This is a genomic window from Streptomyces sp. NPDC030222 (genome assembly GCF_055573115.1).
Genome location: NZ_JBVICA010000024.1, coordinates 102,728 through 125,175, shown reverse-complemented (window position 1 = coordinate 125,175; position 22,448 = coordinate 102,728). Strand labels below are relative to the sequence as shown.

At 70.8% G+C, this 22,448-nt stretch carries 25 protein-coding genes; 5 read left to right on the top strand and 20 right to left on the bottom strand.

The genetic code is table 11. The features are described 5' to 3' along the window. Nucleotides 1-205 precede the first annotated feature (205 nt). From ACZ4Z5_RS28460 to ACZ4Z5_RS28390, 15 genes are all read right to left on the bottom strand, one after another. Nucleotides 206-955 carry a hypothetical protein gene (locus tag ACZ4Z5_RS28460; protein WP_468267736.1) on the bottom strand — a complete coding sequence of 250 codons (750 nt, stop codon included), beginning with the start codon at nucleotides 953-955 and terminating at the stop codon, nucleotides 206-208. 43 nt (nucleotides 956-998) lie between these two features. Next, nucleotides 999-1,496, bottom strand: a complete 498-nt coding sequence (locus ACZ4Z5_RS28455) for a hypothetical protein (RefSeq protein ID WP_468267733.1) — start codon at nucleotides 1,494-1,496, stop codon at nucleotides 999-1,001. Continuing rightward, entirely contained in the window at nucleotides 1,493-2,773 is a 1,281-nt protein-coding gene (locus ACZ4Z5_RS28450) for an MCE family protein (protein ID WP_468267730.1), read from the bottom strand. Before ACZ4Z5_RS28450 ends, ACZ4Z5_RS28455 begins: the two co-directional genes overlap by 4 nt. Then, nucleotides 2,770-4,065 carry an MCE family protein gene (locus tag ACZ4Z5_RS28445; protein ID WP_468267727.1) on the bottom strand — a complete coding sequence of 432 codons (1,296 nt, stop codon included), beginning with the start codon at nucleotides 4,063-4,065 and terminating at the stop codon, nucleotides 2,770-2,772. Before ACZ4Z5_RS28445 ends, ACZ4Z5_RS28450 begins: the two co-directional genes overlap by 4 nt. Next, nucleotides 4,062-5,240, bottom strand: a complete 1,179-nt coding sequence (locus ACZ4Z5_RS28440) for an MCE family protein (protein WP_468267724.1) — start codon at nucleotides 5,238-5,240, stop codon at nucleotides 4,062-4,064. The genes ACZ4Z5_RS28445 and ACZ4Z5_RS28440 overlap by 4 nt, the downstream gene beginning before the upstream one ends. Further along, nucleotides 5,237-6,217 (bottom strand): MCE family protein, encoded by a 981-nt coding sequence (locus ACZ4Z5_RS28435; protein WP_468267721.1) that lies wholly within the window; start codon nucleotides 6,215-6,217, stop codon nucleotides 5,237-5,239. The genes ACZ4Z5_RS28440 and ACZ4Z5_RS28435 overlap by 4 nt, the downstream gene beginning before the upstream one ends. After that, complete coding sequence (locus ACZ4Z5_RS28430) at nucleotides 6,214-7,266, bottom strand: MCE family protein (protein WP_468267718.1); 1,053 nt, start codon at nucleotides 7,264-7,266, stop codon at nucleotides 6,214-6,216. The genes ACZ4Z5_RS28435 and ACZ4Z5_RS28430 overlap by 4 nt, the downstream gene beginning before the upstream one ends. Beyond that, nucleotides 7,263-8,531: an MCE family protein gene (locus ACZ4Z5_RS28425; RefSeq protein WP_468267715.1), complete on the bottom strand. Its 1,269-nt coding sequence runs from the start codon at nucleotides 8,529-8,531 to the stop codon at nucleotides 7,263-7,265. The genes ACZ4Z5_RS28430 and ACZ4Z5_RS28425 overlap by 4 nt, the downstream gene beginning before the upstream one ends. A gap of 18 nt (nucleotides 8,532-8,549) precedes the next feature. Beyond that, the gene (locus tag ACZ4Z5_RS28420) at nucleotides 8,550-9,353 is read right to left on the bottom strand and encodes an MlaE family ABC transporter permease (protein WP_468267712.1); all 804 of its coding nucleotides are present in this window, start codon (nucleotides 9,351-9,353) and stop codon (nucleotides 8,550-8,552) included. Nucleotides 9,354-9,356: 3 nt separating this feature from the next. Then, nucleotides 9,357-10,127: an MlaE family ABC transporter permease gene (locus ACZ4Z5_RS28415; RefSeq protein ID WP_468267709.1), complete on the bottom strand. Its 771-nt coding sequence runs from the start codon at nucleotides 10,125-10,127 to the stop codon at nucleotides 9,357-9,359. Beyond that, the gene (locus tag ACZ4Z5_RS28410; protein WP_468267706.1) at nucleotides 10,124-11,035 is read right to left on the bottom strand and encodes an ABC transporter ATP-binding protein; all 912 of its coding nucleotides are present in this window, start codon (nucleotides 11,033-11,035) and stop codon (nucleotides 10,124-10,126) included. Before ACZ4Z5_RS28410 ends, ACZ4Z5_RS28415 begins: the two co-directional genes overlap by 4 nt. Before the next feature lie 153 nt (nucleotides 11,036-11,188). Further along, the gene (locus tag ACZ4Z5_RS28405) at nucleotides 11,189-12,244 is read right to left on the bottom strand and encodes a sigma-70 family RNA polymerase sigma factor (protein ID WP_468267703.1); all 1,056 of its coding nucleotides are present in this window, start codon (nucleotides 12,242-12,244) and stop codon (nucleotides 11,189-11,191) included. Between the two features lie 107 nt (nucleotides 12,245-12,351). Continuing rightward, nucleotides 12,352-13,425, bottom strand: coding sequence for a lytic transglycosylase domain-containing protein (locus ACZ4Z5_RS28400; protein ID WP_468267700.1), 1,074 nt, complete (start codon nucleotides 13,423-13,425; stop codon nucleotides 12,352-12,354). A 696-nt stretch (nucleotides 13,426-14,121) separates the two neighbouring features. Beyond that, complete coding sequence (locus ACZ4Z5_RS28395) at nucleotides 14,122-14,388, bottom strand: hypothetical protein (RefSeq protein ID WP_468267697.1); 267 nt, start codon at nucleotides 14,386-14,388, stop codon at nucleotides 14,122-14,124. Between the two features lie 117 nt (nucleotides 14,389-14,505). Then, complete coding sequence (locus ACZ4Z5_RS28390; RefSeq protein WP_468267694.1) at nucleotides 14,506-14,937, bottom strand: hypothetical protein; 432 nt, start codon at nucleotides 14,935-14,937, stop codon at nucleotides 14,506-14,508. Between the two features lie 377 nt (nucleotides 14,938-15,314). On the opposite strand from ACZ4Z5_RS28390, the gene ACZ4Z5_RS28385 reads away from it, so the two are divergent. Next, nucleotides 15,315-15,623 carry a hypothetical protein gene (locus tag ACZ4Z5_RS28385; protein WP_468267691.1) on the top strand — a complete coding sequence of 103 codons (309 nt, stop codon included), beginning with the start codon at nucleotides 15,315-15,317 and terminating at the stop codon, nucleotides 15,621-15,623. 102 nt (nucleotides 15,624-15,725) lie between these two features. On the opposite strand, the gene ACZ4Z5_RS28380 is transcribed toward ACZ4Z5_RS28385, so the two are convergent. The 5 genes from ACZ4Z5_RS28380 to ACZ4Z5_RS28360 form a co-directional block, all read right to left on the bottom strand. Beyond that, a complete protein-coding gene (locus tag ACZ4Z5_RS28380; protein WP_468267751.1) occupies nucleotides 15,726-16,475 on the bottom strand; it encodes a transposase family protein in 750 nt (249 codons plus the stop codon). 62 nt (nucleotides 16,476-16,537) lie between these two features. Continuing rightward, a complete protein-coding gene (locus tag ACZ4Z5_RS28375) occupies nucleotides 16,538-16,993 on the bottom strand; it encodes a hypothetical protein (protein ID WP_468267688.1) in 456 nt (151 codons plus the stop codon). Between the two features lie 108 nt (nucleotides 16,994-17,101). Next, on the bottom strand, nucleotides 17,102-17,968 hold the full coding sequence (locus ACZ4Z5_RS28370) for a GNAT family N-acetyltransferase (RefSeq protein ID WP_468267685.1): 867 nt from the start codon (nucleotides 17,966-17,968) through the stop codon (nucleotides 17,102-17,104). A 309-nt stretch (nucleotides 17,969-18,277) separates the two neighbouring features. Next, a complete protein-coding gene (locus tag ACZ4Z5_RS28365) occupies nucleotides 18,278-18,703 on the bottom strand; it encodes a zeta toxin family protein (RefSeq protein ID WP_468267682.1) in 426 nt (141 codons plus the stop codon). Further along, the gene (locus tag ACZ4Z5_RS28360; protein WP_468267679.1) at nucleotides 18,696-18,968 is read right to left on the bottom strand and encodes a hypothetical protein; all 273 of its coding nucleotides are present in this window, start codon (nucleotides 18,966-18,968) and stop codon (nucleotides 18,696-18,698) included. Before ACZ4Z5_RS28360 ends, ACZ4Z5_RS28365 begins: the two co-directional genes overlap by 8 nt. A 130-nt stretch (nucleotides 18,969-19,098) precedes the next feature. On the opposite strand from ACZ4Z5_RS28360, the gene ACZ4Z5_RS28355 reads away from it, so the two are divergent. The 4 genes from ACZ4Z5_RS28355 to ACZ4Z5_RS28340 all read left to right on the top strand — a co-directional run bounded on the left by ACZ4Z5_RS28355 (nucleotide 19,099) and on the right by ACZ4Z5_RS28340 (nucleotide 22,318). Continuing rightward, complete coding sequence (locus tag ACZ4Z5_RS28355; protein ID WP_468267676.1) at nucleotides 19,099-19,305, top strand: DUF397 domain-containing protein; 207 nt, start codon at nucleotides 19,099-19,101, stop codon at nucleotides 19,303-19,305. Nucleotides 19,306-19,557: 252 nt separating this feature from the next. Further along, nucleotides 19,558-20,178, top strand: coding sequence for a tyrosine-type recombinase/integrase (locus ACZ4Z5_RS28350; protein ID WP_468267673.1), 621 nt, complete (start codon nucleotides 19,558-19,560; stop codon nucleotides 20,176-20,178). Nucleotides 20,179-20,526: 348 nt separating this feature from the next. Further along, nucleotides 20,527-21,486 (top strand): site-specific integrase, encoded by a 960-nt coding sequence (locus ACZ4Z5_RS28345; RefSeq protein WP_468267670.1) that lies wholly within the window; start codon nucleotides 20,527-20,529, stop codon nucleotides 21,484-21,486. A 7-nt stretch (nucleotides 21,487-21,493) separates the two neighbouring features. Then, nucleotides 21,494-22,318, top strand: a complete 825-nt coding sequence (locus ACZ4Z5_RS28340) for a 2-phosphosulfolactate phosphatase (RefSeq protein ID WP_468267667.1) — start codon at nucleotides 21,494-21,496, stop codon at nucleotides 22,316-22,318. Nucleotides 22,319-22,448: the final 130 nt, after the last annotated feature.

Below are 22,448 nucleotides of genomic sequence, written 5' to 3'. Positions count from 1 at the left end.
CCTGGCTCGTCCACCACGGCAACCGCCAGCTCCGCTACCGAGGCACCATCAACAACAACGCCTGGCTCCAAACACGAGCCGCCGTCCTCAACCTCGGACTCACCCACACAGGCGACACCTGGCACCTCACACCAGCCATCACATAACCAGAGGGGCCACCCGGCCTACGGCCGGGCAGCCCCTCACCAAGATCTTCATCAGCCTTCTAGAGGGCATCCACCGCGCTCACCCTCCAGCCGCCGTCAGTCAGCGTGAGGGTCATCCGCACCCGGTTCAGGTCCACCCGAGGACCGGTGATCCGGCTGCTCGTGGTCACCTGGTTCACGAACAGCAGCACCACCGCCCGCTCCGGACCCACCGACACCACGGAGGCCGCCGGGGCACCACCGTCCGACGGCTTCGCCACCGTCGCCCTGACGACGCCCTGGTACGTCTTCGCGGTCGGCGCCACGACCGCCGCTGTCGTCTTGAGGTACTCCTCCCGGAATGGGCCCGCGAGATGGGCGCGCGCAGCGGCGAAATCCCGGTCCAGGTGCCGGTAGTGATACGACAGGACGACCGGCGCCGCCTTCAGCGCGGCCGCCAGGGCCTGCACCCTGGCCGTGTCGGTCCGCCGGCCCTCCCAGTAGTGCCATCCCAGCCCGCCGCAGGCGGCCGGCCCGGCCACGGCCGCCAGGGCGAACACGGCCGCCGCGGCACGGGGCCGCCGGCCGCGCCGCCGCGCGGCGGATTCCGTCCCGGTTCCCTCCGCCGCGGCCTGCGGCACGTCCGGTGCGGGCGGCTCCTCCGCCCACGGTAGGTCCTCCACGTCCAGCACTCGGCCGACGGCGGGCGGCTCCTGCGGGGCCTGCGCGGCCCGCTCGGCGCGCCGGTCGGCCGCACGCAGCGCCGCCGCCACGGAACTCCGCCTGCTCGGCGAAGCGGTGCGCCGGGTTCTCACGGTCGGGTTCACCACGGTGTCTCTCCTCACTGGTGGTACGGGGGCGCGGTGCGCGCCGTCAGCCGACGAACTCCAGACCGGACGTCAGCCAGCGGCCGCCTTCGCGCACCAGGTCGAGCTGCAGCCGGTACGTACGGACCTGCCCCTCCGGGGCGGCCACGTTGGTGACCTTGCTGTCGGCCACCACCAGCACCCGGGCGGTGCTGTCATCGGCCCGGGTGATGCCGGCCTCCAGCACCTGGCCCTGCGAGACCGACCTGTTGTCGGCGACCAGCACCGTCAGCGCCGCGGTCTGCGCCGCGAACTCCTTCTTGAAGTCGCCGGTGGCCCCGTCGAGGACGTTCCTGCTGTCGCGCTGGTAGTGCCGGTAGTCGAGCGAGGTGAAATTCAGTGCCGAGCGGCGGGCCGCGGCCAGGATGTCCTGGTCCCGCTCGTCCCGGGCCTGCTGCCTGTGTAGCTGGAAGCCCAGCCAGCAGGCGGCCGCCGACGTCAGCACGGCCACCACGGCCAGTACCGCGAGGAACGGCTTCCCGCCGCGTCGCGTGCGGACGCTCATGCCATCGGTCCCACGAGCAGCCATTGCCAGGAGTCCTTTCCGAGAACGGTCTGTCCGCCTCCCGCCGAGCCGATCTCGACGAGGGTTCCGTCCGGGCCGGTCGCGGTGCCGGTCTCCGGGTCGTAAGGGGTGACGTACGCGGCTGGGTGCGCTCCCCGCGAGCTGCGTCCCGCCGACACGCCCGGCGCGTTCTGGGCGCCGCGGACCGAGGTCGTGCTGCCGCGCGGGGCCGTGCAGCGCGCGTTCGTGTTCGCGGGCCGGTGGCTGGTGGCCGCCGGGTCGCGTGGGGTGGTGGAGTAGCCCTGGCGGCAGGGCGGCGCCTCGTCGCCGCCCACGACCAGCCCGAAGTGGGTGGTGCCGTCACCGGGGATCACGGTGTAGCTGCCCGCGACGACCACCGGGAAGGTGACCAGGGCCTGTTCCACCCCGGGTAGCCGCGCCACCATGACCTGTCCGCCGCTGATCAGATTGCCGAGCAGCACCGGCAGATGGGTCTCGTTGGACTTCAGCAGGGCGTTCACCTCCTGTGCGGCGGGCGCACCCGAACCGATCAGCCGGCGCAGATCGCCGTCGCCGGCCTTGAGCTCGGCGGTGAGGGCCGCCAGGTCCCTGGAGAAGGACTTGATGGCGGAGCCCTTGTCGGTCTGCGTCCTGAGTACCTTCCGGGAGTCCTCGATCAGCGAGACCGTCTGCGGCAGCGAGTCCGACGCCGACTCGACGAGCGCGTTGCCGGAGTCCACCAGTCGGCTCAGGCGCGGCCCGGTGCCGGCGAACGCCTTGCCCAGCTCGTCGACGGTGATCCGCAGGTCCTTCTTGTCGACGGACTTCACCAGCCGGTCCAGGCCGAGCACCAGATCACCGGAGGCGAGCGGAACCCGGGTGTCCGCCCGGGGGATCGTGCTGCCGTGCCGCAGGTACGGGCTGGCGGCCGTACGCGGCTGCAGATCGACGTACTGCTCGCCGACCGCCGAGCGGTGGGCCACCACGGCCAGGGTGTCCGCCGGGATCCGCGCGCCGTCCTGGATGTCCAGGGCGACCGACACCCCGCCGGAGCGGGTCAGCTCCAGGGTCCCGACCCTCCCCACCGGAACCCCGCGATAGGTGACCTCGGCACCGCTGAAGATGCCGCCCGACTCAGCGAACTCGGCTCGCACGGTGTAGCCGCGGTCGAGGACGCGATCGGCGAGCCCGGTGTACTCGGCGCCGACGTAGGACACACCGACGGCGGTGAGGGTGGCGAAGGCGAGCAACTGGGCCTTGACCGTACGTGTGATCACAGCTGCATCCCCTTCAGCATCAACTCCGCGAGGGCGAGCTCGACGCCGGGAGGCCGGCCGTCGCCGTCCCCCGTTCCGTACGCGACGGGGCTGCCCGCGCAGACCGGCGGGCAGAGCGTCACACCGCCGTCGTCCCCGGCCGCGGGGCCGGAGGGGCCGCCCGGCAGCTCCGGTGGGCCGTCCGGCACGGCGTCCGGTGCGGTCGGCACACCGGGCGCCTCGGGGAGTCCGGGCGTTTTCGGGAGACCCGGCGTTCCGGGCTCCTTCGGCGTCTCCGGCGCGGCGGGGCCGCCGCCGAGATTGCCGTAGACGCTCGCCAGGTCCAGATCGGCGGTCACCCTGAGATTGACGTAGTCACCCTTGATCGCGTCGACCGCGTTGCGCGGGAACGGATACGTGGTCATCAGTTCCAGAGCGTTGGGCAGGTCGTCGCCCGCCTTGTTCAACTGCTGCAGGATCGGCTGCAGTTTCCTCAGGTTCTCGACCGTGTCCGCCTTCGAGGCGTTGACCACCCGGGTGCCGGTGCGCCCCAGCTTCGACAGTGCGGTGAGCATCGCCGTCAGATTGCGGCGCTGGTCGGCCAGCACCTTCAGCGCGGGCGTCAGCGTGTCGACGGCCACGGCGATGGTCTTCTTCTCCCCGCCCAGCCGCGCGGCCAGGCGGTCGACGGCCTCGATGGCGCGGACGATCTCCTTGCGCTGGGAGTCCAGTCCGCCGAGGAACGTGTCCAGTTCGCCGAGCAGCGACCTGACCCGGTTCTCGCGGCCCTCCAGCGCCTTGTTGAGCTCGACGGTGATCGTCTTCAGCTGCGCCACCCCGCCGCCGTTGAGCAATGCCGACAATGCGGACAACACCTCCTCGACCTCGGGATTGCGGCCGCTGCGGGAAAGCGGGATGCGGTCGCCGTCCGCGAGCCTGCCGACGGATGCGGTGTCCGCGGGTGCGGACAGGGCGACGTACTTCTCGCCGAGCATGCTGGTCTGCCGCAGCTCGGCGACCGCGTTGGCGGGAAGCTTCACGTCGTCGTCGATCCGCAGCCGGACGCGCGCGTGCCAGCCCGCGAGCTCCACCTTCTCGACCGCCCCGACGGTGACGTTGTTGACCTTCACCGTGGACTGCGGCACCAGGTCCATGACGTCCCGGAACTCGACGGTGACCCGGTAGGCGCGGCCGTCCGCGGCGGCACCGCCCGGCAGCTGGACGTCCTGCCAGCCGTTGAACTGACAGCCCGACAGGAGCAGGGAACCCACGGCCGCCCAGGCCGCCCTGCCGGGCCGGTGCAGTGCGCTCATGCCTTGCCCTCCAGGATTCCGCCGAGCGTCCGGTCCACCGAGCCGGTGCCGGGCGCCGCCGGGGCCCGGGACACGTCCGGCAGCGAGTCGAACAGTTTCCGCAGGTCCGCACAGTCGGGGTTGGTGCCGCCGGTGTCACCCGTCGTCTTCAGCAGGGAGCACAGCAGCGAGGCCGGGTCCTGCGGCTGGTCGGGGTTGTTGCGGGTGTCGAGGGTTCCGGACGACGGGTTGTACGCGTTCTGCAGGTTGGACAGGCCGGCCGGGGCCACCTCCAGTAGCTCCTCCAGGGCGGTCCGCTGGGTGACGAGCACCTCGGTGACCTTGCTCAGACCCTCGATGTCCGAGGTCAGCGCCTGCCGGTTCTTCTTCACGAACGCCGACACGTCACCGAGCGCCGCGCCCAGGTGCTTCAGGGCCGCCGCGAGGTCCTTGCGTTCCCCGGCGAGCTGCCCGGCGACCTCGGCGAGGCTGTCGTTGAACGACCGGACCTCGGCGTCGTCCGCGGCGAGCGCGGCGGTGAACACCTGGAGGTTCCGTACGGTGCCGAACAGGTCCTGCCGTCCGTCGGACAGGGTGGTGACCGCCAGGGACAGGTCCTGGACGGTCTGGTTCAGCTGCTCGCCCTGGCCCTCGAGGTTGTCGGCGCTCACGCCGAGCAGCCGGGACAGCGAGCCGTCCTTGTTGGCGCCGCGGGGGCCCAGCGCCTCGGCCGTGGTGTGGAGGCTGTCGAATACCCGGTCCAGCTCGACCGGTACGGCCGTGCGCTCCTCGGGGATGACGGCGCCGTCCCGCAGCGCCGGCCCGCCCCGGTACACCGGCAGCAGCTGGACGTAACGGTCGCTGACCACCGACGAGTTGACGATCGCGGCCTTGGCGTCCGCCGGCACCTTGCGGCGCGACTCGTACTCCAGCTCCACGCGCACCCGGTCGCCCTCCGGGGTGATCGAGGCGACCTCGCCGACCCGGATCCCGAGGACCCGGACGTCCGAGCCGGGGTAGATGCCGACCGTGCGCGGGAAGTACGCGGTGACACGGACGGTGTCGTCGTCCGGCAGCAGGACGAGAGCCGAGCCGGCGGCCACCACGAGCGCGACGGCGGGGACCAGGCGCTTCCTCGAGCCGAGGCGCTTCAGTTGCGCGGTGCGGCGTTTCAACGCGGTGAGGCGGGCGTTCATCGGGACTCTCCCGTCCGCGGGACCACCGGAGTGGCGACCATGTTCTGGATGTAGCTGTCGAACCAGCGGCCGTTGCCGAGCGTGTTGGTGAACACCCGGACGTACGGGGCGAGCAGCTTCACGCTGCGGTCGAGGCTCGTCTGGTTGCGTTCGAGCATCCGGACGAAGGTGTTGAGGTTCTTAAGCGCCGGACCGATCTGCTTCTCGTTGTCCTTGACCAGGCCCGACAGCTGGACGCCCAGCGCGGCGGAGCTCTTCAGCAAGGCGTGGATGGCGGCTCGCCTCCGCGCGATCTCCTGGAACAACTTGTCGCCGTCCTTGACCAGTGCCTGGAATTCCTTCGACCGGGCGGAGAGCACGCCGGTCACGCCGTTGGCGTGCTTCAGCAGCTCGCGCAGCGCCTCGTCACGGGAAGCCACGGTCCGGGATATCCGGGACAGGCCCTTGACGGCCGCCCTCACCTCCTCCGGGGAGTCCTCGAAGGTGGTGGAGATGGTGTCCAGGGCCCGTGCGAGCCGTTCGGCGTCGACCTTCTCGGTGGTGGTCGTCAGATCGCTGAACGCCTCCACGATGTCGTAGGCGGGGACGGTCCGGCCGAGGGGGATCTCGCTGCCGGGCTCCAGCCGGCCGTCGCCCTTCGGTTCCAGGGCGAGGTACTTGGCGCCCAGGATCGTCTTGATGCGGATCGACGCGCCGGTCCGGCTGCCGAGCCCCGGGTCGCCCTTGACCCGGAAGGTCACCTTCACGTGGTCGCCGTCGAGGTCGACCTCGTCGACCTTGCCGACCTTGACGCCCGCGATGCGTACCTCGTCACCCGACTTGAGGCCGCCGGCCTCGGAGAAGGCGGCGCTGTAGGTGTCGCCGTCGCCGATCAGCGGCAGACCCTCGGCGTTGAACGCGGCGGCGGTCAGCAGGGCGAGCACGGTCAGACCCGCCGCGCCGACGGCCACCGGGTTCCTCTCGCGGAAGGGGATCATCCGCCGCACCTCGCCCTCGCGACGTGGAGCTCGGGGGTGATGACCTGCCGGGTCTTCGGCAGCACGATCCGGCCGTCGAAGTCGCAGAGGTAGAAGTTGAACCAGGAGCCGTACGAGGCGGTCCCGGTCAGCTTGTCCAGCTTGTTCGGCAGCCGCTTCAGGACGCCCTCCACGGTCTTCTCGTTCCTGTTGAGCGTCCCGGTGAGCCGGGACAGCTCGGCGATGTCCTGCTTCAGCAGCGGACGGGCGTCCTCGAGCAGCCCCGAGGTGGCCTCGGTGAGGGCGCCGATGTTCGCCAGTGACTCGCCGATCGGTTTCCGGTCCGCGGACAGTCCGGAGATCAGCCGCTGGAGCTCCTTGAGCAGCCCCGAGAAGCGGGCACCGCGCTGGTCCAGCGTCTTGAGCACCGTGCTGAGGTTGTCGATCACCGATCCGATGATCCTGTCGCGGTCGGCGAGCGTGGTTGTGAGCGACGCGGTGTGGGCGAGGAGGCTGTTGACCGTGCCGCCCTCGCCCTGGAGCGTCTTGACGATCTCCGTGGCGAGCTGGTTGACGTCCTCCGGGCTGAGCGCCGCGAAGAGCGGCTTGAAGCCGTTCAGGAGGGCGTTGAGGTCCAGCGCCGGCTGGGTCCTGGACAGCGGGATACGGCTGCCGGGCCGGAGGGTCGTCCGGTCGCCCGTCCCCTCGGTCAGGGCGATGTACCGGCTGCCGACGAGGTTCCGGTAGCGGATCACGGCGCCCGTGCCGGCGAACAGGGGCCGGTCGCGGGAGACGGAGAAGGTGACCTCGGCCAGGGTGCGGTCCGTGATCGCGATGTCCTCGACCTCGCCGACCCGCACGCCCGCGACCCGGATGTCGTCGCCCTCCTCCAGGCCGGTGACATCGCTGAACACCGCGCGGTACGTGTCGGCGGGGATGAACGAGACGTTCACGATCGTGGCCGCGAGCAGCGCGGTCGCGACGATCGTCACCGCAGCGAAGACCGAGAACTTGACCAGCGGTGCCAGGGTCTCCTGGGCTCCCCCGGACCTCGTACGACCGGGCCTCATGCGACGCTCACCGCCGTTCCCCGCGCCATCGGGCCGAACAGGAGCGTGGCGACGGCCGGGACCCGGTCGGCGGAGACACCCAGGACGGGCGCCACGAGCGAGCCGACGGCCCGCTGCTCCGCCTTCGTCGCAGACACGCCGGACGGAAGTCCCGGCAGCGCCCCCGGCTGCGCGGCGGACGTGCCGTCCTTGAGACGGGTGGCCGGTGCCGGCACCCGGGGATGCGGGAGACCTCTGCAGTCGGGTCCTGATCGCTCGGCATAGCGGGGTTCCTCACCGGGTCTGTACGCGGGTCGCGGGCGGACGAATTCGAGGGTGATGCGCATCTCCCCGCCCTTGAAGGCCTGTTCGGAGGCCGCCTCCTGCCTGACCAGGCCTTCGAGCAGGCACGGGTACTCGGGGGAGTAGCGGGCGAAGAGGGCCAGGGTCGGGCGGGACACCCGGCCCAGGGTGATCAGCCGGTCGCCGTTGTCCTCGAGGATGCGGTCCGCGGTGCCGGCCATGGTGGTGGTGCTGGTGAGCGCGGCGGCCAGCCGGCTCTTCTGCTCGGTGATCGTGCGGCTGGTGGTGACGGTGTTGCGCAGGACGCGCATCAGGTCCGGCGCGGCGTCCCCGTACACCTCGGCCACGTCGGCGAACCGCGCGATGTCCTCCTTCAGGGAGGGCATGTGCGGATTGAGCTGCTTCAGATAGCGCTCGACACGGACCAGGTTGTCGCCGATCCGGTCACCGCGCCCCTCGAGCGCGGTCGCGAACGCAGAGAGGGTCGCGTTGAGTTCGGCGGGCCGGACCGTCCGCAGCAGCGGCAGCAGATCGTTCATCAGGTGCTGGACCTCGATCCCGGCCTTCGTACGGTCCTGGGTGATCACGTCCCCGGCGCGGATCGGCCGGCCGCCCGGGGAGCCCGGGGGCTCGACCAGCTCGACGTACTTCTCGCCGAACAGCGTCTTGGGCAGCAGCCGGGCGTTCACATCGGCCGGGATGCGGGCTACGTGTTCGGGCCCGAGCGCGATGTCGAGCGTCGCCTTCTCCCCGTCGGCGTGCACCGCGCGCACCTCGCCGACCAGCAGACCGCGCAGTTTCACGTCGGCCCGCGGGTCCAGCTGGTTGCCCAGGGTGTCGGCCTCCAGCGTGATCCGTACGGCGGGGACGAACACCTGCCGGTACACGGCGACCGACAGCGACAGCAGCAGCGCTATCACCGCGATGAAGACGACGCCGTACAGCCGCAGTCGTGTGCTGCGCGACGCAATGATGCTGTGCACGGTCCTGTGCATGGGCCGCTACCCCGCAATCCGTACGGTCGTGTTGGCGCCCCAGATCGCGAGACTGAGGAAGAAGTCCAGGACGTTCACGGCCACGATCGAGGTCCGCACGGCACGGCCCACCGCGACCCCGACACCGGCCGGGCCGCCGCTCGCGTAGTAGCCGTAGTAGCAGTGCACCAGGATGATCACGACGGCGAAGACGATCACCTTGCCGAACGACCACAGCACGTCGACCGGCGGAAGGTACTGCTGGAAGTAGTGGTCGTAGGTGCCCGCGGACTGCCCGTAGTAGCCGGTGGTGATGGTGCGGGCGGCGAAGTACGACGACAGCAGCCCGATCACGTACAGCGGGATCACGGCGACGAATCCGGCGATCATCCGGGTCGTCACCAGGAACGGCAGCGACGGGACGCCCATCACCTCCAGGGCGTCGGTCTCCTCGCTGATCCGCATCGCGCCCAGCTGGGCGGTGAACCCCGCTCCGACTGTCGCGGACAGGGCCAGCCCGGCCACCAGCGGGGCGATCTCCCGGGTGTTGAAGTACGCCGACAGGAACGCGACGAAGTTGGAGGTGCCCAGCTGGTTGAGCGCCGCGTATCCCTGCAGGCCGACTTCGGTGCCGGTGAAGAACGACAGGAAGGCGATCACACCGACGGTGCCGCCGACGACTGCCAGCGCGCCCCGGCCGAAGCTCACCTCGGCCAGCAGCCGCAGGATCTCCTTCTTGTAGCGGCGCAGGGTACGGCCGGTCCACGCCATGGACCGCCCGTAGAAGGCGAGTTGGGTGCCCAGCTCCTCCAGACGATGCGACAGAGCCATGCGTCAACCCCTCTGTGGAACGACTTGGAAGTACACGGCGGTCATCACGAAGTTCGTGACGAACAGCAACATGAAGGTGATCACCACCGACTGGTTCACGGCGTCGCCGACGCCCTTCGAACCGCCCTTGGCGGTCAGCCCCTTGTAGGAGGCGACGATCGCCGCGATCGCACCGAACACCAGGGCCTTCAGTTCGGCGGCCCACAGGTCCGGCAGCTGGGCGAGGGTGGTGAAGGAGGCCAGGTACGCGCCGGGCGTGCCGTTCTGCAGCACCACGTTGAAGAAGTATCCGCCGGCCACGCCGACCACCGACACCAGGCCGTTGAGCAGCACCGCCACCACCATGGAGGCCAGAACCCGAGGGACCACCAGCCGGTGGACGGGATCGATGCCCAGGACCTGCATCGCGTCAATCTCCTCGCGGATCTTCCGGGCGCCGAGGTCCGCGCAGATCGCCGTGCCGCCCGCGCCTGCGATGAGCAACGCGGTCACGATCGGCGAGGCCTCCCGCAACACGGCCAGCACCGACGCGGCGCCGGCGAAGGACTGCGCGCCGAGCTGCCGCGTCAGGCTGCCGATCTGCAGGGCGATGACCGCGCCGAACGGGATGGAGACGAGGGCGGTCGGCAGGATGGTGACGCTCGCGATGAACCAGGCCTGCTGGATGAACTCACGCACCTGGAAGGGCCGTCTGGGGAGCGTCCGCAGCACGTCGAGCGCCATCGCAAAGAGGCTGCCGGTGTGCCGCAGCGCGGCGACGGGGAAGAGGCTCATGACGCCGCCACCGCCTCCCGGTCCGCGATGGCCTCCCAGCGGGGCGGCCGCTTGATTCCGGGGCTCGGCAGCAGCCGGGGCGTCAGATGGGTGACCCCGGCGCCGTCGTCGATCCGGGCCAGCTCCTGCTCGACCTGCGCCGCGTCCTTCTCCTCCGCCATGCCGATCGGCCCCTCCATCCGGCCGTTCAGGAACTGCCGTACGACGGGCTCGTCGCTGGTCAGCAGCTGCTCGCGCGGGCCGAACATCACCAGTTCGCGGCGGAACAGCAGCCCGACGTTGTCCGGTACCCGGCGGGCGGAGGCGATGTCGTGCGTGACGATAAGGAACGTCGCGTCGATCTGGGCGTTGAGGTCGACGATCAGCTGGTTGAGGTACGCCACCCGGACCGGGTCGAGTCCCGAGTCGGGCTCGTCGAAGAGGATGATCTCCGGGTCCAGCACCAGCGCCCGGGCGAGTCCCGCCCGCTTGCGCATGCCGCCGGAGATCTCGCCGGGCAACTTCTCCTCTGCCCCGAGGAGGCCGACCATCTCCATCTTCTCGAGCACGATCCGGCGGACCTCGCTCTCCGGCTTGCGGGTGTGCTCACGCAGCGGGAAGGCGACGTTGTCGTACAGGTTCATCGAGCCGAACAGCGCGCCGTCCTGGAACAGCACGCCGAACAGCTTCCGCACCTCGTACAACTCGTGCTCGCCCAGCGCGGTGATGTCCTGGCCGGCGACCCGCACGGATCCGGTGTCCGGTCTGAGCAGCCCCACGAGCGTCTTGAGGAACACCGACTTGCCCGTGCCCGAGGGCCCCAGCATGACGGAGACCTCACCGGCCGGCAGCGTCAGCGACACGTCCTGCCAGATGACCTGCCGCCCGAAGGACTTGGTCAGCCCTTCCACACGGATCTCGACACCCATCCGGTTCCACCCTTCAGCCGTGGAGCAGCTCCGACATCTGCTCTACGGGGAGGGGCGGACCGTCCGTCGCGGGAAGTGGACTTCTTTTTCGGGCGGGATTTCCTTCGTGTGTGGAGCACCCGTGCCGGGGACCGCGGGGCGACCCCGGCACGGTTACGGCAGTGAGACCTCCGGGGCGGGGATTCCCGGCAGGTGGGAAGCCGGCGCCCCGCCCTCGGGCAGGGGCGCGTCCGGCAGGCCGGCCCCGCGCGGACCGTCCACCAGCAGCGACGGGTCCGGCACCCGCACGGACGGCAGGGCGGGGACCGCGGGCAGCGTCATCTCCGGCGTGGCGGGCAGGGACGGCAACGGGGGCAGGGATGCGCTCGTGAGCAGCCCGTCCGCGGGGGTGGGTGTGGGGCCGCCCGAAGGAGCCGCCGCGGGCGAGCCCTCCGGGTCCGCGGGCATCCCGACGGACGACGCCACGCCCGAGGCGGTCCCGGTGCGCGCGCCCGCCGGTCCCGACGGGGCGGAAGTCGAGGGCGCCGGCCGCGCCCCGTCCCGGCCGTGCGGCGGCAGTACCAAGCCCGCGACGACCAGGGTCACCGCCGTCGACGCGACGGCCACCACCTGCGCGTTCGTGCCCGTCCAGCGGGGCCGGCCGCGGCCGCACAACCAGAGCACCGCGCCCAGCGTTCCGGCCAGCGAGGCGCGCAGCGTCCGGCGGGCCCGGGCGAGCAGGGACTCCACGGTGCGGTAGCTGAGCCCCATCTTCCCGGCGACCTGGGCAACGTCCAGGTCCTGCGACTTCAGCCGGATCGCCTCGGCCTGCCGGGCCGGCAGCTCGACGCTGCGCGCGGCCAGCCACCGCGCCTCCTCCCGGTCGCACACCGCCTCCTCGACGGGGACCGGTCCCGGCGCCGTCATCCGGGGACTCCTCGTCACCTCGGCCTCCCGGTTGACCTGCCGGTACCGGTCCACGCACAGCCGGACGGTGACCGTGGTGAGCCACGCACCGAGCCGCTCGTCGTCCAGGTGCGGGTTCTCCGCCGCGCGCAGCATCGCCTCGTGAACGGCGTCCTCGGCGTCCTCCGGGGTCATGGACCGGCGACGGGCCACCTTCAGCAGGTCCTCGCGGTGGTTCCAGGCCCGCTGCCACCGCTCGTGGGCGGCCGCTTCGGCGGCAATGGCAGGCCAGCCCGAGGACGCCGCGTACCTGTCCGTCGCCATGAGAGCCCCTTCGCACTCACCCGTCGCCGGGTCCGTTGCGCCCGGCGGGGTGGCGACGTTACCCGCCGGTTTCGCGCGTCGGGGAGGGGGAGGCGCCCATCGAGTCCTTATCGTTGCTGGTCAGCCTCACCGGCCGGTGAACCGGCGCCGGGCAGGGCCGACGGTACGGGCAGCCCGACTCCGGTACCGGGTACGGAGATCACCGGCCGGGGCGACTCCTGGGAGGCGCCCGTGCCAGGCCGGGTCGGGGACGGCGTGGGGCGGGGATCCGGCCGGCCGGCCGGCCGGGCGTCGCCCTCCGTCTCCGGCCGGGCGGGAGCCGGGGACGAGGTGCCGGGTCCGGGCCGCTCCGGGCGCGGGCGGGTGGCCGCCGTGGGTTCCGGCCGCGGCGCGGCGGCCCCGTCTCCCGCGTCCGGCACCACCAGGTGCCCGCCGAGGTAGTGGGCGAACCAGGCGCGTACCGTCCGCAGGTACGCCGTCGAGTGGTTGTAGCCGAGGATCGCCCGGTCCAGGTCGTCCCCGTCGGACAGAGTCCGTGCGCCGGCGCACAGGTAGCGGCCCGCCGCCAGCGCCGCGTCGTGGACGTTGTGCGGATCGGCCCGCCCGTCGCCGTTGCCGTCGGCGCCCCAGGTCGCCCAGGTGGAGGGGATGAACTGCATCGGCCCCACCGCGCGGTCGTAGGCGGTGTCCCCGTCGAGCGCCCCGCCGTCGGTGTCGCGGATGGAGGCGTACCCGGCGCCGTCGAGCCGGGGGCCGAGGACCGGCGTGAGCGTCGTACCGTCCGGTGCCAGCCGGCCGCCGCCCGCGTGCCCCGACTCCACCTGTCCGATCGCGGCCAGCAGTTGCCATCGCAGTCCGCAACCGGGCCGCTCACGCGCCAGCGTGGCCTCGCCGCCCCGGTAGGCCGCGAAGACGGTGGCCGGCAGCGCTCGCGCCGCACCCGGGGTACCGTTCTCGGCTGGCCCTGTGCCGGAGGAGCCCTTCCGCACGCCCAGCGGCGGCAGTCCGGTGCGGTAGGGCGTGTCGCCCGAGACGCTCGGGCCGGTGGCGGCCGGTGTCCCGTCCCTCGTCTCGGACGCCCGGGCCACCGCACCGGGTGCCTGTGAGGCGGTCAGTGCCGCCATGGCCACCGCGGCGACGGCCGTCCCCCTGACGCTTCGGCGTGCGCGCCCCGTCGTCATGCGTTCCCCTTCCTGTGTGCCGCCGCACCCCGGGGTTCGGCGGCGCGGGCCTGTCACCCGCTCTACGGGGAAGCGGGCCGCGTCCGTCGCGCCGAGGCGGGTCTTTCCGCACGGGGACGGTGAGCGGGGGCCGGACGGCCGGGCTGCTCTGGGTCCGGGCGACGGAGGGCGGAGTTCACGACGGAGGCCTGCGGCGCTCCGAGCCTTCAGTGAAGATCGTCGGTTATCGGGAGGGTCAATCAGCCGGTGTCGGCCCCGCCTGACCGCCCGAGGCCGGACTGCCGCCGCTGGACCTGATCGGCCGGGTGTCCGTCGGCCTCGGTGCGGGGGCCCGGCCGGCACACGCTGCGCCGGCCGGGCCACCCGCACCATCGAGCAGGCCGCTGCGAGCGTCGAGCACAGCCGACGGGCGGTGAACGACGATGGCTCTGACCCCATGCCCCCAGTCACGCGCGGCTGCGGAAGGCGGACGAGCCGAGAGGGCGGCGGGGAGACGATCTGGCCGGTGAAGTGTGCGATAGCGAGGAACCGATCCTGCCGCAGCGGGGGACACCGTCCCAGGCGAATCGGGAACGTCTGCAGCCTGGCCCTCGACGGGATCGCGGGGGCCAGGCCCGGTTCGTACAGTCAGCGAATCGCACTCACGGACCGGTTGGTCGCCGCGTGGTCACCCTCGGGCGGCTTCCTCGCAGCGGATCACACCCAGACAAGGAGGTCCCACAGGCCGCCGGCGTTCTTGACGCACTTGGCGGTACCGGCATAGGAGTCCCGCAGATCTATGCACTGCGATTTGGGGAACTCGCCGAGGAATTCCCAGCGCGGGGCCCCTGCGGGTGCCCGGGTGGCGGCCGCGACACCGGTCGTACCCGAAGCGGTGGCGGCCGAGGCGCCCGCGGTGGCGATCATGACGAGGGCCGCGCTGGCGGTGAGTGTGGTGAAGGCTCGTTTCGCTGTGGTGCGCATGGTTTCTCCCTTTCTATGGGCTGCTGAGGCTGCTCCCCCGACCGGGGATCCTCAGCGGGAAGTGTGGAAGTGGCGTCCATGCAGGCCCGGTCGACTCACGGAACCGCTTGGCTCACGTCAACGGCAGGGCTTGTTGATCGAGCTCGCGTCTGACGTGACGTTCCCCGAGTAGATCCAGCCGTGGGGTGCTTCGCCGCCGACGCTGACGTAGTACCACTTGTTCCCCGACTCGTTGTACGTGTAGCACCAGCCGCCGAGTCGCGTGCCCACCTGGAGCGTGTAGTTGCTTGCGTTGCCACAGCCCTGGCCGGGCCCGTTCCTGAGCCAGATGGCGTTCTTCACGCTGGTGCCCCCGGGACCGTTCACGACATTGTCGTCATCGCAGGCCATGGCGCTGGCGCCGACGTTCGACGGTGTCCAGTTCGGCACTTCGTTCGTCACGCTCGCGGATGCGTCCGCCGATGCGGCTGGGGCGGCGTTCGCGGCCATGGGCTGCACCGCCAGTACGGCGATCACGGCACTGCCCGTGAGGATGCGTCGGATGTTCACAGTTCTCCCTGGTCTCGTTCTGGACTCGTCGCCTCGCCGGCGACAGGACTGTGCTTGCGATGCTGCTGTTGCCACTGAGCAGTCGTATCCGGTAGCGGTGCCCGCGTTGAGATGACGGGCGCCGCGCGGCGTGTGTCCAGATTGCTGTGAAGCCTGGGCTGTCGCCTTGTACAAAGGCGCACTCCTTCACGAGAGTCGACTGACGCGCGCACCGGCACGGGTCGCAGACGGAGGTTGAAACGTCCATGGAGTCGAGGAACAGGGGCGAGTATGTGGAGCGTCGAGCCTCCGAGCGATTACGGGCTCAGGTCGTGGTGTACAGAGGTCATCGCACTGCAGGGCGGGGACCGGTCAGGCTCACTCTTCCCTCGGCCACCGTGACGTTGATCCTGGGCTGGGGAGAACCCCTGCACCTGTTCCACGAGCCCCAGAGTGCGCCCGCGGCGCAGACGACGTGGCCTGCCAGGTTCGCTGGCCTGCGGACGTCGTCGATAAGGGGCGGCTACGCGGGCGTCGCGGAGGCGGTCGAGGTGGAGTTCACTCCGCTCGGCGCGTACACGTGCCTGGGGTTGCCGCTGCACCACCTGGCCAACGGCCACGTGCACCCGGATGAGGTGCTGGGCGCCGGCTGGTCAGCCGGGCTCACCGAGCAGCTCGTTGCGGTGCCGGACTGGGAAGGGCGCTGAGCCGTCATCGAGAACGCCCTGGCGCGGCGGATGGTGGACGCTCCGCCGCCCTCGCCAGTCGTTGCCGAGGCATGGAGCCGGCTGCGTGCCTGTCACGGGCGGTTATCCGCCAAAGACCTGGCTGCCGCCACGGGCCGCGGCAGCCGGCGGCTGCAGGTGCTCTTCCGCGAGCAGATCGGACTGCCGCCGCAACCCGCCAGCCGGATCCTGCGGTTTCAACGGGCGCTCACCTTGCCGTCCGAGGTCGTCGTTGTCGTCGAGGCCGATGAAGCCCAGGTCGGCGATGGCGCCGAGGCCGGTCGCGCGCAGATGGGCGGTGAGGTGGTCGTGCCGGCAGGCGGTGATCTCCGAGGTGCGTCCGGGCCGGGCCGGGGACACCCAGAGCAGCCGGCCGCGATCGTCGGTGAGTGCGATCACGAGCAGTCCGTGGCATTTGCTCCTACCGGAGTAATTCTTCCGGTTCGCGTCTCCGGTGCGGCGTCGGGTGCGTATCAGCGAGCCGTCCAGCAGTACGATGCCGCCACCCGTTCGGGCGATCTTCTTGAGCGCGCGGTCCAGGCACGGGGCGCGGGCGGCCAGCAGGACGACGACCTCGCGCACCCACCGGCTCACGGTGGTGCGGTGGATGCCGTTGCCGCCGGCCAGGTCGCCGGGCCGCCGGTCACAGCGCAGCACCGCCAGCACGATCCCGGCGATCTTCCCGGCGGGCAGCGCCCGCCACGGCGAGCGGATCTTCTTGCAGTGGCCGCGGATCAGATCGGCGAGATAGTTCAAGGTGGCGCCCGACAGAGGCAGGCGGGCGGTGCAGACAAGGCCGTCAGGGCCCTCGACGGTTTCGTTGTTTTTCTTCACACCAAACTCAACTTCCGCCGGGGGCAGGCCGGTTACGCCCACCCGCTCTTCGAGTCCGGCGACTACGGGCGCACGGTGAACTTGCCGTCCCCCCGCTTGTGCAGCCAGCCGCGATCGGCCAGCTTGGTCAACTTCCCGCGCAGTGGCTCCAGCTTGCCCCGCACCCCGGTGTCCAGACCCAACGCCTCACCGACGGCCCGGGTGGCGACCGGCCCGCCGGCCTGCCGCACGGCGGCCAGGATGCGCTGGTCGTCCGCCGGCAGCGCGGACTCGGCCACCCCTGACACCCGGTCCGGGACCAGCCGAACCGCCCGACCCGCCACCTGCATCACCGGCGACCCGGCCGTTGCCCGCTCGTCAGCGAGCTGCTCGCTCATCCGCTGCCACACCCGCACCGCCACGGCCAGCTCGTCCCCCTCGGCCCGCACCTCGGACAGCTGCTTGACCAGCTGCTCTTCGAGTTCATCCAGCTCCGCGCGGCGCGCCGTGATCCGCTCATGCACCTCGGGGTCCACCATGCGCCGGAGCGTACGAGCGCAACCCGCGACGGCGGATGAGAAACCGGAAACCCGCACCTGCCAGACGATCTACGCCCCAGACTGCCGCCTTACCGAGCAGCCCCGGCGTCAGGCCGTCCGGATCCGGTCCCGCACCTCCGGCCGCACCTCGAACCCGGCCGCCTTGTACGTGGCGACGCCGCCGACGTTGGAACTCGGCGTGCATACACGCACGCTCGACGAGCCCATCTCCCGCAGCGCGGCCGCCCCGGCCACGGTGATCGCCCGGCCGTAGCCGCGACCACGGTGGTCCTCGTGGACGCCCATCGGCTCGACTAGCCCCGGCCTCCCCGGGCCGGCCGACCACACCGTCACCACCGCCGCCACGCTGCCCTGGTCGTCATAGGCGCCCAGGCAGCGGGCGTCAGCGTAGAACGGTCCCGCCGACATCGCGTGCCAGTACTCGCGCGTAGGCCGCGAGGTGTTGAACGCCGACCGCAGGACGTCGGCGAAGTCCTGCGCCTGCTCCGGGCCGATCGACTTGATCCGCACGCCGGGGTCCTCCACCGGCTCGGTGAGGTCGCGGAAGAGCGGCGTCCACGGCTCGTCGACGCCCCAGCCCTCCTTGCTCAGCAGGTCGTGGAGCAGCAGGCCCAGCGGCGCCTCGATGGACACCGCTCCTTCCGGCAGCACGCCGCGCTCAGGCAGCGAGAAGTCCTCGACAAGCCGCCGCGCCAAGTCCTCATCCTGGAAAGCGTCCGGAGCGACCGCCATCCGCACCAGCGTCGGCGAGTCGAGCATCCCGACCGCGAGAATCCGCCCGTCCCGACTCCAGGTCCGGACCACTGCGGCCGTCTCGGCCGTTCCGAACCGGTAGTTCCAGCCGATGTCCCCGGAATGCAACTGCATCGACGCTTCGTCGTACTGCCACTCCCGCAGCGCGGCCATGGCCTCGCGTACCCCGTCGACAGTCGGCGTACCCAGCACAATCGTCATAGCCGGGATCAGACACTCCATCCCGAAGGTCCGCAACCGATTAACCGGGCCGGCCGCTGCTCCCGCAGCGGCCCGACCAAGAGCTTCTGCTCCCGCAATAGCTCAGCAGCCTCGGTCCCCCCGTTCCGCGCGGCGCCGTTCATGCACCTCGGGGTCCACCATGCGCCGGAGCGTACGAGCGCAACCTGAGACGGCGGGCGAGAAATCGCAAAACCCGCACCATGCCAGACGATCTACACCTCAGACTGCCGCCCACGACCAGCCCGAGAATCCCGAAGACGACTCACGCCAGACCCGTGACCAGCACCTTCACGATGCACACCGCTCATTCGTGAGCGGGCCGACGAGCATGATGTTCAGCCGTCGTGCAAACACCTCGTCCAGGATCTTCGTGCGCAGGACCGCGATGTCAGGCCCGCACATCCGTGTGGCTTCCAGCGCGCCATGTTCCTGAGCGAGGGCGTCGTAGTGCGGGTGGAAGGTGTAATGGTCGTCGCCGTCGAAGTACCCGACGTCCGTCAGGCCCAACTGTTCGGCTACCACCGGCCGCAGCGTGGTCTTTCGAGAGCCTTGTGGGCCGCCGAGAGCAACCATCCGAGGTGAGTCCTGGGAAGCGAAGCGGGCCAGTCCTGGCTGTACGTCCTCGCGAAAGATCTCTTCGAGGTGGTCGTCCGACAGGCGACGTGCCGGCGTCTTCACCTCCTGCTCGTTCGCCGTTCCCGATGTGTCACTCACCGGCGCTGCCCTTGCGCACGGTGGCGAGCCGGGCGGGCATGTCCCGAAGGATCTCCGCGACACGCTCGGAGTTGTCGGCGGTCAGGGTGTCGCGCTCCGCCAGCAGCGGGAGGCGCTCCTTACGCAGCGCCCGCGCGACCTCCGGCGACGCCGCGCCGATCCGGCTGCTGTAGGCGGCGATTACGGCGTTCAGCAGGTCGCGGGCCCGCTCGAACGCGTCCATCTCCGCCGCTGTCCACCGCGGCGACCGCGCTGTGTTTGGCATGAATCCCGCTCCCCGTATCCCGATCGTGCCGGAGTGCCAACAGGACTTTCTGCAGGGCACATTGCTTCTAGACTCCCATGTCTAGGACGCCGGTGATCGGCCGGATTTCCGCCCCCATCAGGAGGGATTTATGCCGCTTCCGTCGGCTGGATGGCACAAGAGCAGTTACAGCGGTGACTGCCTGGACGCCTGTGTCGAGACCCGCGTACGCACGGGGGGCGACGGCGTGCTGATCCGGGACTCCAAGGACCTCGCCCGCCGCCCGCTTGAGGTCTCCGCCGTGGCCTGGCAGGCCTTCCTCGGCGACCGCCCTGGAGAGCGTCCACCGTTGGCCTGACGTCGACTACACGCACGAGAGCCGTCCTGGCGGGTTTCCCCATGCCGCCGATGGCGGCGACGGGTATCTGGCATCGCGGGCGGGGCCGTCCCGCAGGAGCCCCTGGCGACGGACCCGTGGCAGTTCCAGACCGCGTGCGTTGACGCGTTCGTTGCTTCGTGGCGGGCCCGCGGGTTCAGCCCGGTCACCATCGACAACGACGTCGGCCTGCTGGAGCGGACCCTCGCGGCCCTGGGCCGACCCGCGTGGGAGGTGACGCCGGAGGACATCGACCGGGTGGTTGGTGACCTGGCGATGAAGGGCCGGGCGACGTCGACCCGGCGCGAGTACGTCCAGATCTTCAAGGGCTTCCACCGGTTCCTGCAGGCCCGCAAGGCGGCCGACATCGAGGCCGCGTTCGGCGTCCGGCTGGTCTGCCCGGTCGACGAGTTCAATGCCTCCCGGCATGTCGGCGACGATTCCCCGGCCCTGGTGCCGCCGCCGACGCCGGAACGCGTTGCGGAGTTCTTCGACTTCATGAAGCAGCGGATCGCGACCGCGAGGAAGTACGGACCCGCCGCGAGGGACTATGCGATGTTCCGGACGCTGTATCACGCCGGGCTCCGCTCGGAGGAGGCATCGCTGCTGGACAAGCCGGATGTGCACTTCAGCCGCGGCCCGTTCGGCAAGTTGCACGTCCGCTTCGGCAAAGGCGCTCACACCTCCGGACCGAGGCCGCGCTGGGTGCCCATGCTCGACGGCCTGGACCTGGTGCTGCGCTGGTTCCTGGAGGACGTGCGGCCCAAGTTCCCTGATTCTCCTGTGCTGTTCGCCGACCAGTCCGGCGGAGCCCTGCATCGCGGGCCCTGCCCGCGCTGTGGCAATCCAGGCTAGCTGCGCGAGGACACCGGCTGGTGCGGGTCGTGCTCCCGTCCGGGCCCGCTGAAACAGCCACCCCGGATCTGCCGCGAGTGCGGCCAGCTGAGGCGGCATGCCGGACTGGGCCTGTGCTCGGCCTGCTGGCAACGGCACCCCGGCCGCCCCTTCATCCGCGGCGAACACCTCCGCGACCAACTCTCCGATCCGCCCGCCTGGCTCGAAGACTTCGTCGCTCATGTCGCGGCCCGCTTCTGCGTCTCCCGGGCCTGCGGCCTCGTCACCGACCTGGGCCGGCTCCTGAGCGACGAGCACTCCAACTCGCCTCAGGCCCTGCTGGAGCGAGCCCGCAGCCCCGGACGCTCGATGGGCTCCTTCGCCCACGCACTGGAGGACTTCTTCACCCTGAGCGGCTTGGCCCTGCCCACCGACCAGGCCGAACGTCTCGCCGCCGGGCGGCGCAAACGCCGCATCGACGCCGTCCCCGAACCGCTCCGGCCGGCCGTGGCCGCCTTCGACGCCTCCCGCATGCGGGCCCAGAACCGGGCCCGCCGGGCCGGCACCCGCCCCCGCAGCAACCACACCCTGGAAACCGCCCTGAGCATCCTGCGGGACCTGGCCCGCTTCCTGACCGAGCACCGCGGCAAGGACGACTGGGCCCTGATCGACGTGCACGACATCGAAGCCTTCCTGGCCACCTTGCCGAAGGCCAGCAAGCGCCGACTGGTGGTGCTGCGGCAGTTCTTCCGCTTCGCCCGCTCCCAGCACATCGTGCTCATCGACCCGACCCGCACCATGATCGTGAAGGAACGCAGCGGCTTCCGCGGCCGGACTCTCACCCTCGACCAGCAGCGCGAGCTCTTCCGCCGCTGGACCACAGACGAACACGTCCACCCGCACGAGGCCGTGATGGGCATGCTCGCCCTGCTGCACGACGCCTCCAGTACGGAGGTCCGTCTGCTGCAGATCACCGACATCGACCCGGCGGCGCAGACGGTCCGGTTCGGCAAGCGACCCCTGGACCCCGCCTCCTGGACCGTGCTGCAACGCTGCCTGGCCCACCGCGAAGCATGGCCGACGTCCAACCCGTACGTGATGGTCACCAAAGGAACGAAGGCCGGGCGGAGCCCCGCCTCAACTGCCTATCTCTCCCATGGCCTTGACGACTGCGGATACCCGCCGCGGACGATCCGCAGCACCCGCCTCCTCGACCTGGTGAACACCATGGACCCCAAGCTCGTCGCCGCAGCCGTCGGCATGGACCCGCAGGCCACTTTGATCTATCTCGCCGATCACGTCGACACCGGACGACTGCCCAGCCCATGAACACCAGATGGCTCTCTCCATTGATCAACCGGTGCCAGACTCGACCACCATGAGCGACTGGTTCCTGCAGCAAGAACACGGCGTCCGATTCGAGTGGGGCCCCACCGGTGCCCAGCAGATAGCGCAAGACGCCGCCTGCCTGGTGGTGGTCGACGTGCTGTCGTTCACGACGTCGGTGACCGTCGCCGTCGAAGCAGGGACCCAGGTCTTTCCCTATGCCTGGCGCGACGAGACGGCGACCGCGTTTGCCCAGAACAAGATGGCGGCGCTGGCCGTGGGGCGGCGAGCCGCCACCTCGACCTCACCGTGGTCGCTGTCTCCGGCAGCACTCCGGCAAGCCCCGTTCACCCCCCGACTCGTGCTGCCCTCTCCCAACGGATCCGCCATCGCCGCGGCAGCAGGCGATTCGACAGTGGTGGCGGGCTGTCTGCGTAACGCCACCGCTGTCGGACGATGGCTGGCCCGGCACGACTACGGGACTGCAGGACGTCCCGTCGTGGTGATCGCTGCTGGTGAGCGGTGGCCGGACGGAAGCCTGCGACCCGCGCTGGAGGACTTGCTGGGTGCCGGGGCGATCATCGCCGAGCTGGAGTCGCGAGGCGTTGGCCCGCTGTCTCCCGAGGCAGCTGCCGTACGGGCTTGCTTCGTGCAGACCGCCGATGTCGTCAGCGCCGTGGCCGCCTGTTCCTCGGGCAATGAACTGGCCCGGAGCGGGTTCGCCGACGACGTGGCCATCGCCACCGAGCTCGACGCCAGTGCGGTCGTACCCGTCCTCTCCGATGGAGCCTTCAACCACAGCACCGACGGCACCGGGGCGCCGCCGAACCTGTGAAGTTTCGGCGGCACCTTGCACGGGTTCGCCGGAACAAGTGCGCTTTCGCGAACGGGGAGTTCGTCGCGACCGCGGTGGCCTTGCATTCCTCGCGCTCTGTGAAGATCTGGAACAGCAGTTTGGCGCCCTT

Coding starts and splice junctions, on each gene's coding strand:
- ACZ4Z5_RS28455 (WP_468267733.1), bottom strand. CDS start 1,496: ATGAGCGTCCGCACGCGACGCGGCGGGAAGCCGTTCCTCGCGGTACTG.
- ACZ4Z5_RS28445 (WP_468267727.1), bottom strand. CDS start 4,065: ATGAGCGCACTGCACCGGCCCGGCAGGGCGGCCTGGGCGGCCGTGGGT.
- ACZ4Z5_RS28440 (WP_468267724.1), bottom strand. CDS start 5,240: ATGAACGCCCGCCTCACCGCGTTGAAACGCCGCACCGCGCAACTGAAG.
- ACZ4Z5_RS28435 (WP_468267721.1), bottom strand. CDS start 6,217: ATGATCCCCTTCCGCGAGAGGAACCCGGTGGCCGTCGGCGCGGCGGGT.
- ACZ4Z5_RS28430 (WP_468267718.1), bottom strand. CDS start 7,266: ATGAGGCCCGGTCGTACGAGGTCCGGGGGAGCCCAGGAGACCCTGGCA.
- ACZ4Z5_RS28420 (WP_468267712.1), bottom strand. CDS start 9,353: ATGGCTCTGTCGCATCGTCTGGAGGAGCTGGGCACCCAACTCGCCTTC.
- ACZ4Z5_RS28415 (WP_468267709.1), bottom strand. CDS start 10,127: ATGAGCCTCTTCCCCGTCGCCGCGCTGCGGCACACCGGCAGCCTCTTT.
- ACZ4Z5_RS28410 (WP_468267706.1), bottom strand. CDS start 11,035: ATGGGTGTCGAGATCCGTGTGGAAGGGCTGACCAAGTCCTTCGGGCGG.
- ACZ4Z5_RS28405 (WP_468267703.1), bottom strand. CDS start 12,244: ATGGCGACGGACAGGTACGCGGCGTCCTCGGGCTGGCCTGCCATTGCC.
- ACZ4Z5_RS28400 (WP_468267700.1), bottom strand. CDS start 13,425: ATGACGACGGGGCGCGCACGCCGAAGCGTCAGGGGGACGGCCGTCGCC.
- ACZ4Z5_RS28395 (WP_468267697.1), bottom strand. CDS start 14,388: ATGCGCACCACAGCGAAACGAGCCTTCACCACACTCACCGCCAGCGCG.
- ACZ4Z5_RS28375 (WP_468267688.1), bottom strand. CDS start 16,993: ATGGTGGACCCCGAGGTGCATGAGCGGATCACGGCGCGCCGCGCGGAG.
- ACZ4Z5_RS28370 (WP_468267685.1), bottom strand. CDS start 17,968: ATGACGATTGTGCTGGGTACGCCGACTGTCGACGGGGTACGCGAGGCC.
- ACZ4Z5_RS28360 (WP_468267679.1), bottom strand. CDS start 18,968: ATGCCAAACACAGCGCGGTCGCCGCGGTGGACAGCGGCGGAGATGGAC.
- ACZ4Z5_RS28355 (WP_468267676.1), top strand. CDS start 19,099: ATGCCGCTTCCGTCGGCTGGATGGCACAAGAGCAGTTACAGCGGTGAC.
- ACZ4Z5_RS28345 (WP_468267670.1), top strand. CDS start 20,527: ATGGGCTCCTTCGCCCACGCACTGGAGGACTTCTTCACCCTGAGCGGC.
- ACZ4Z5_RS28340 (WP_468267667.1), top strand. CDS start 21,494: ATGGCTCTCTCCATTGATCAACCGGTGCCAGACTCGACCACCATGAGC.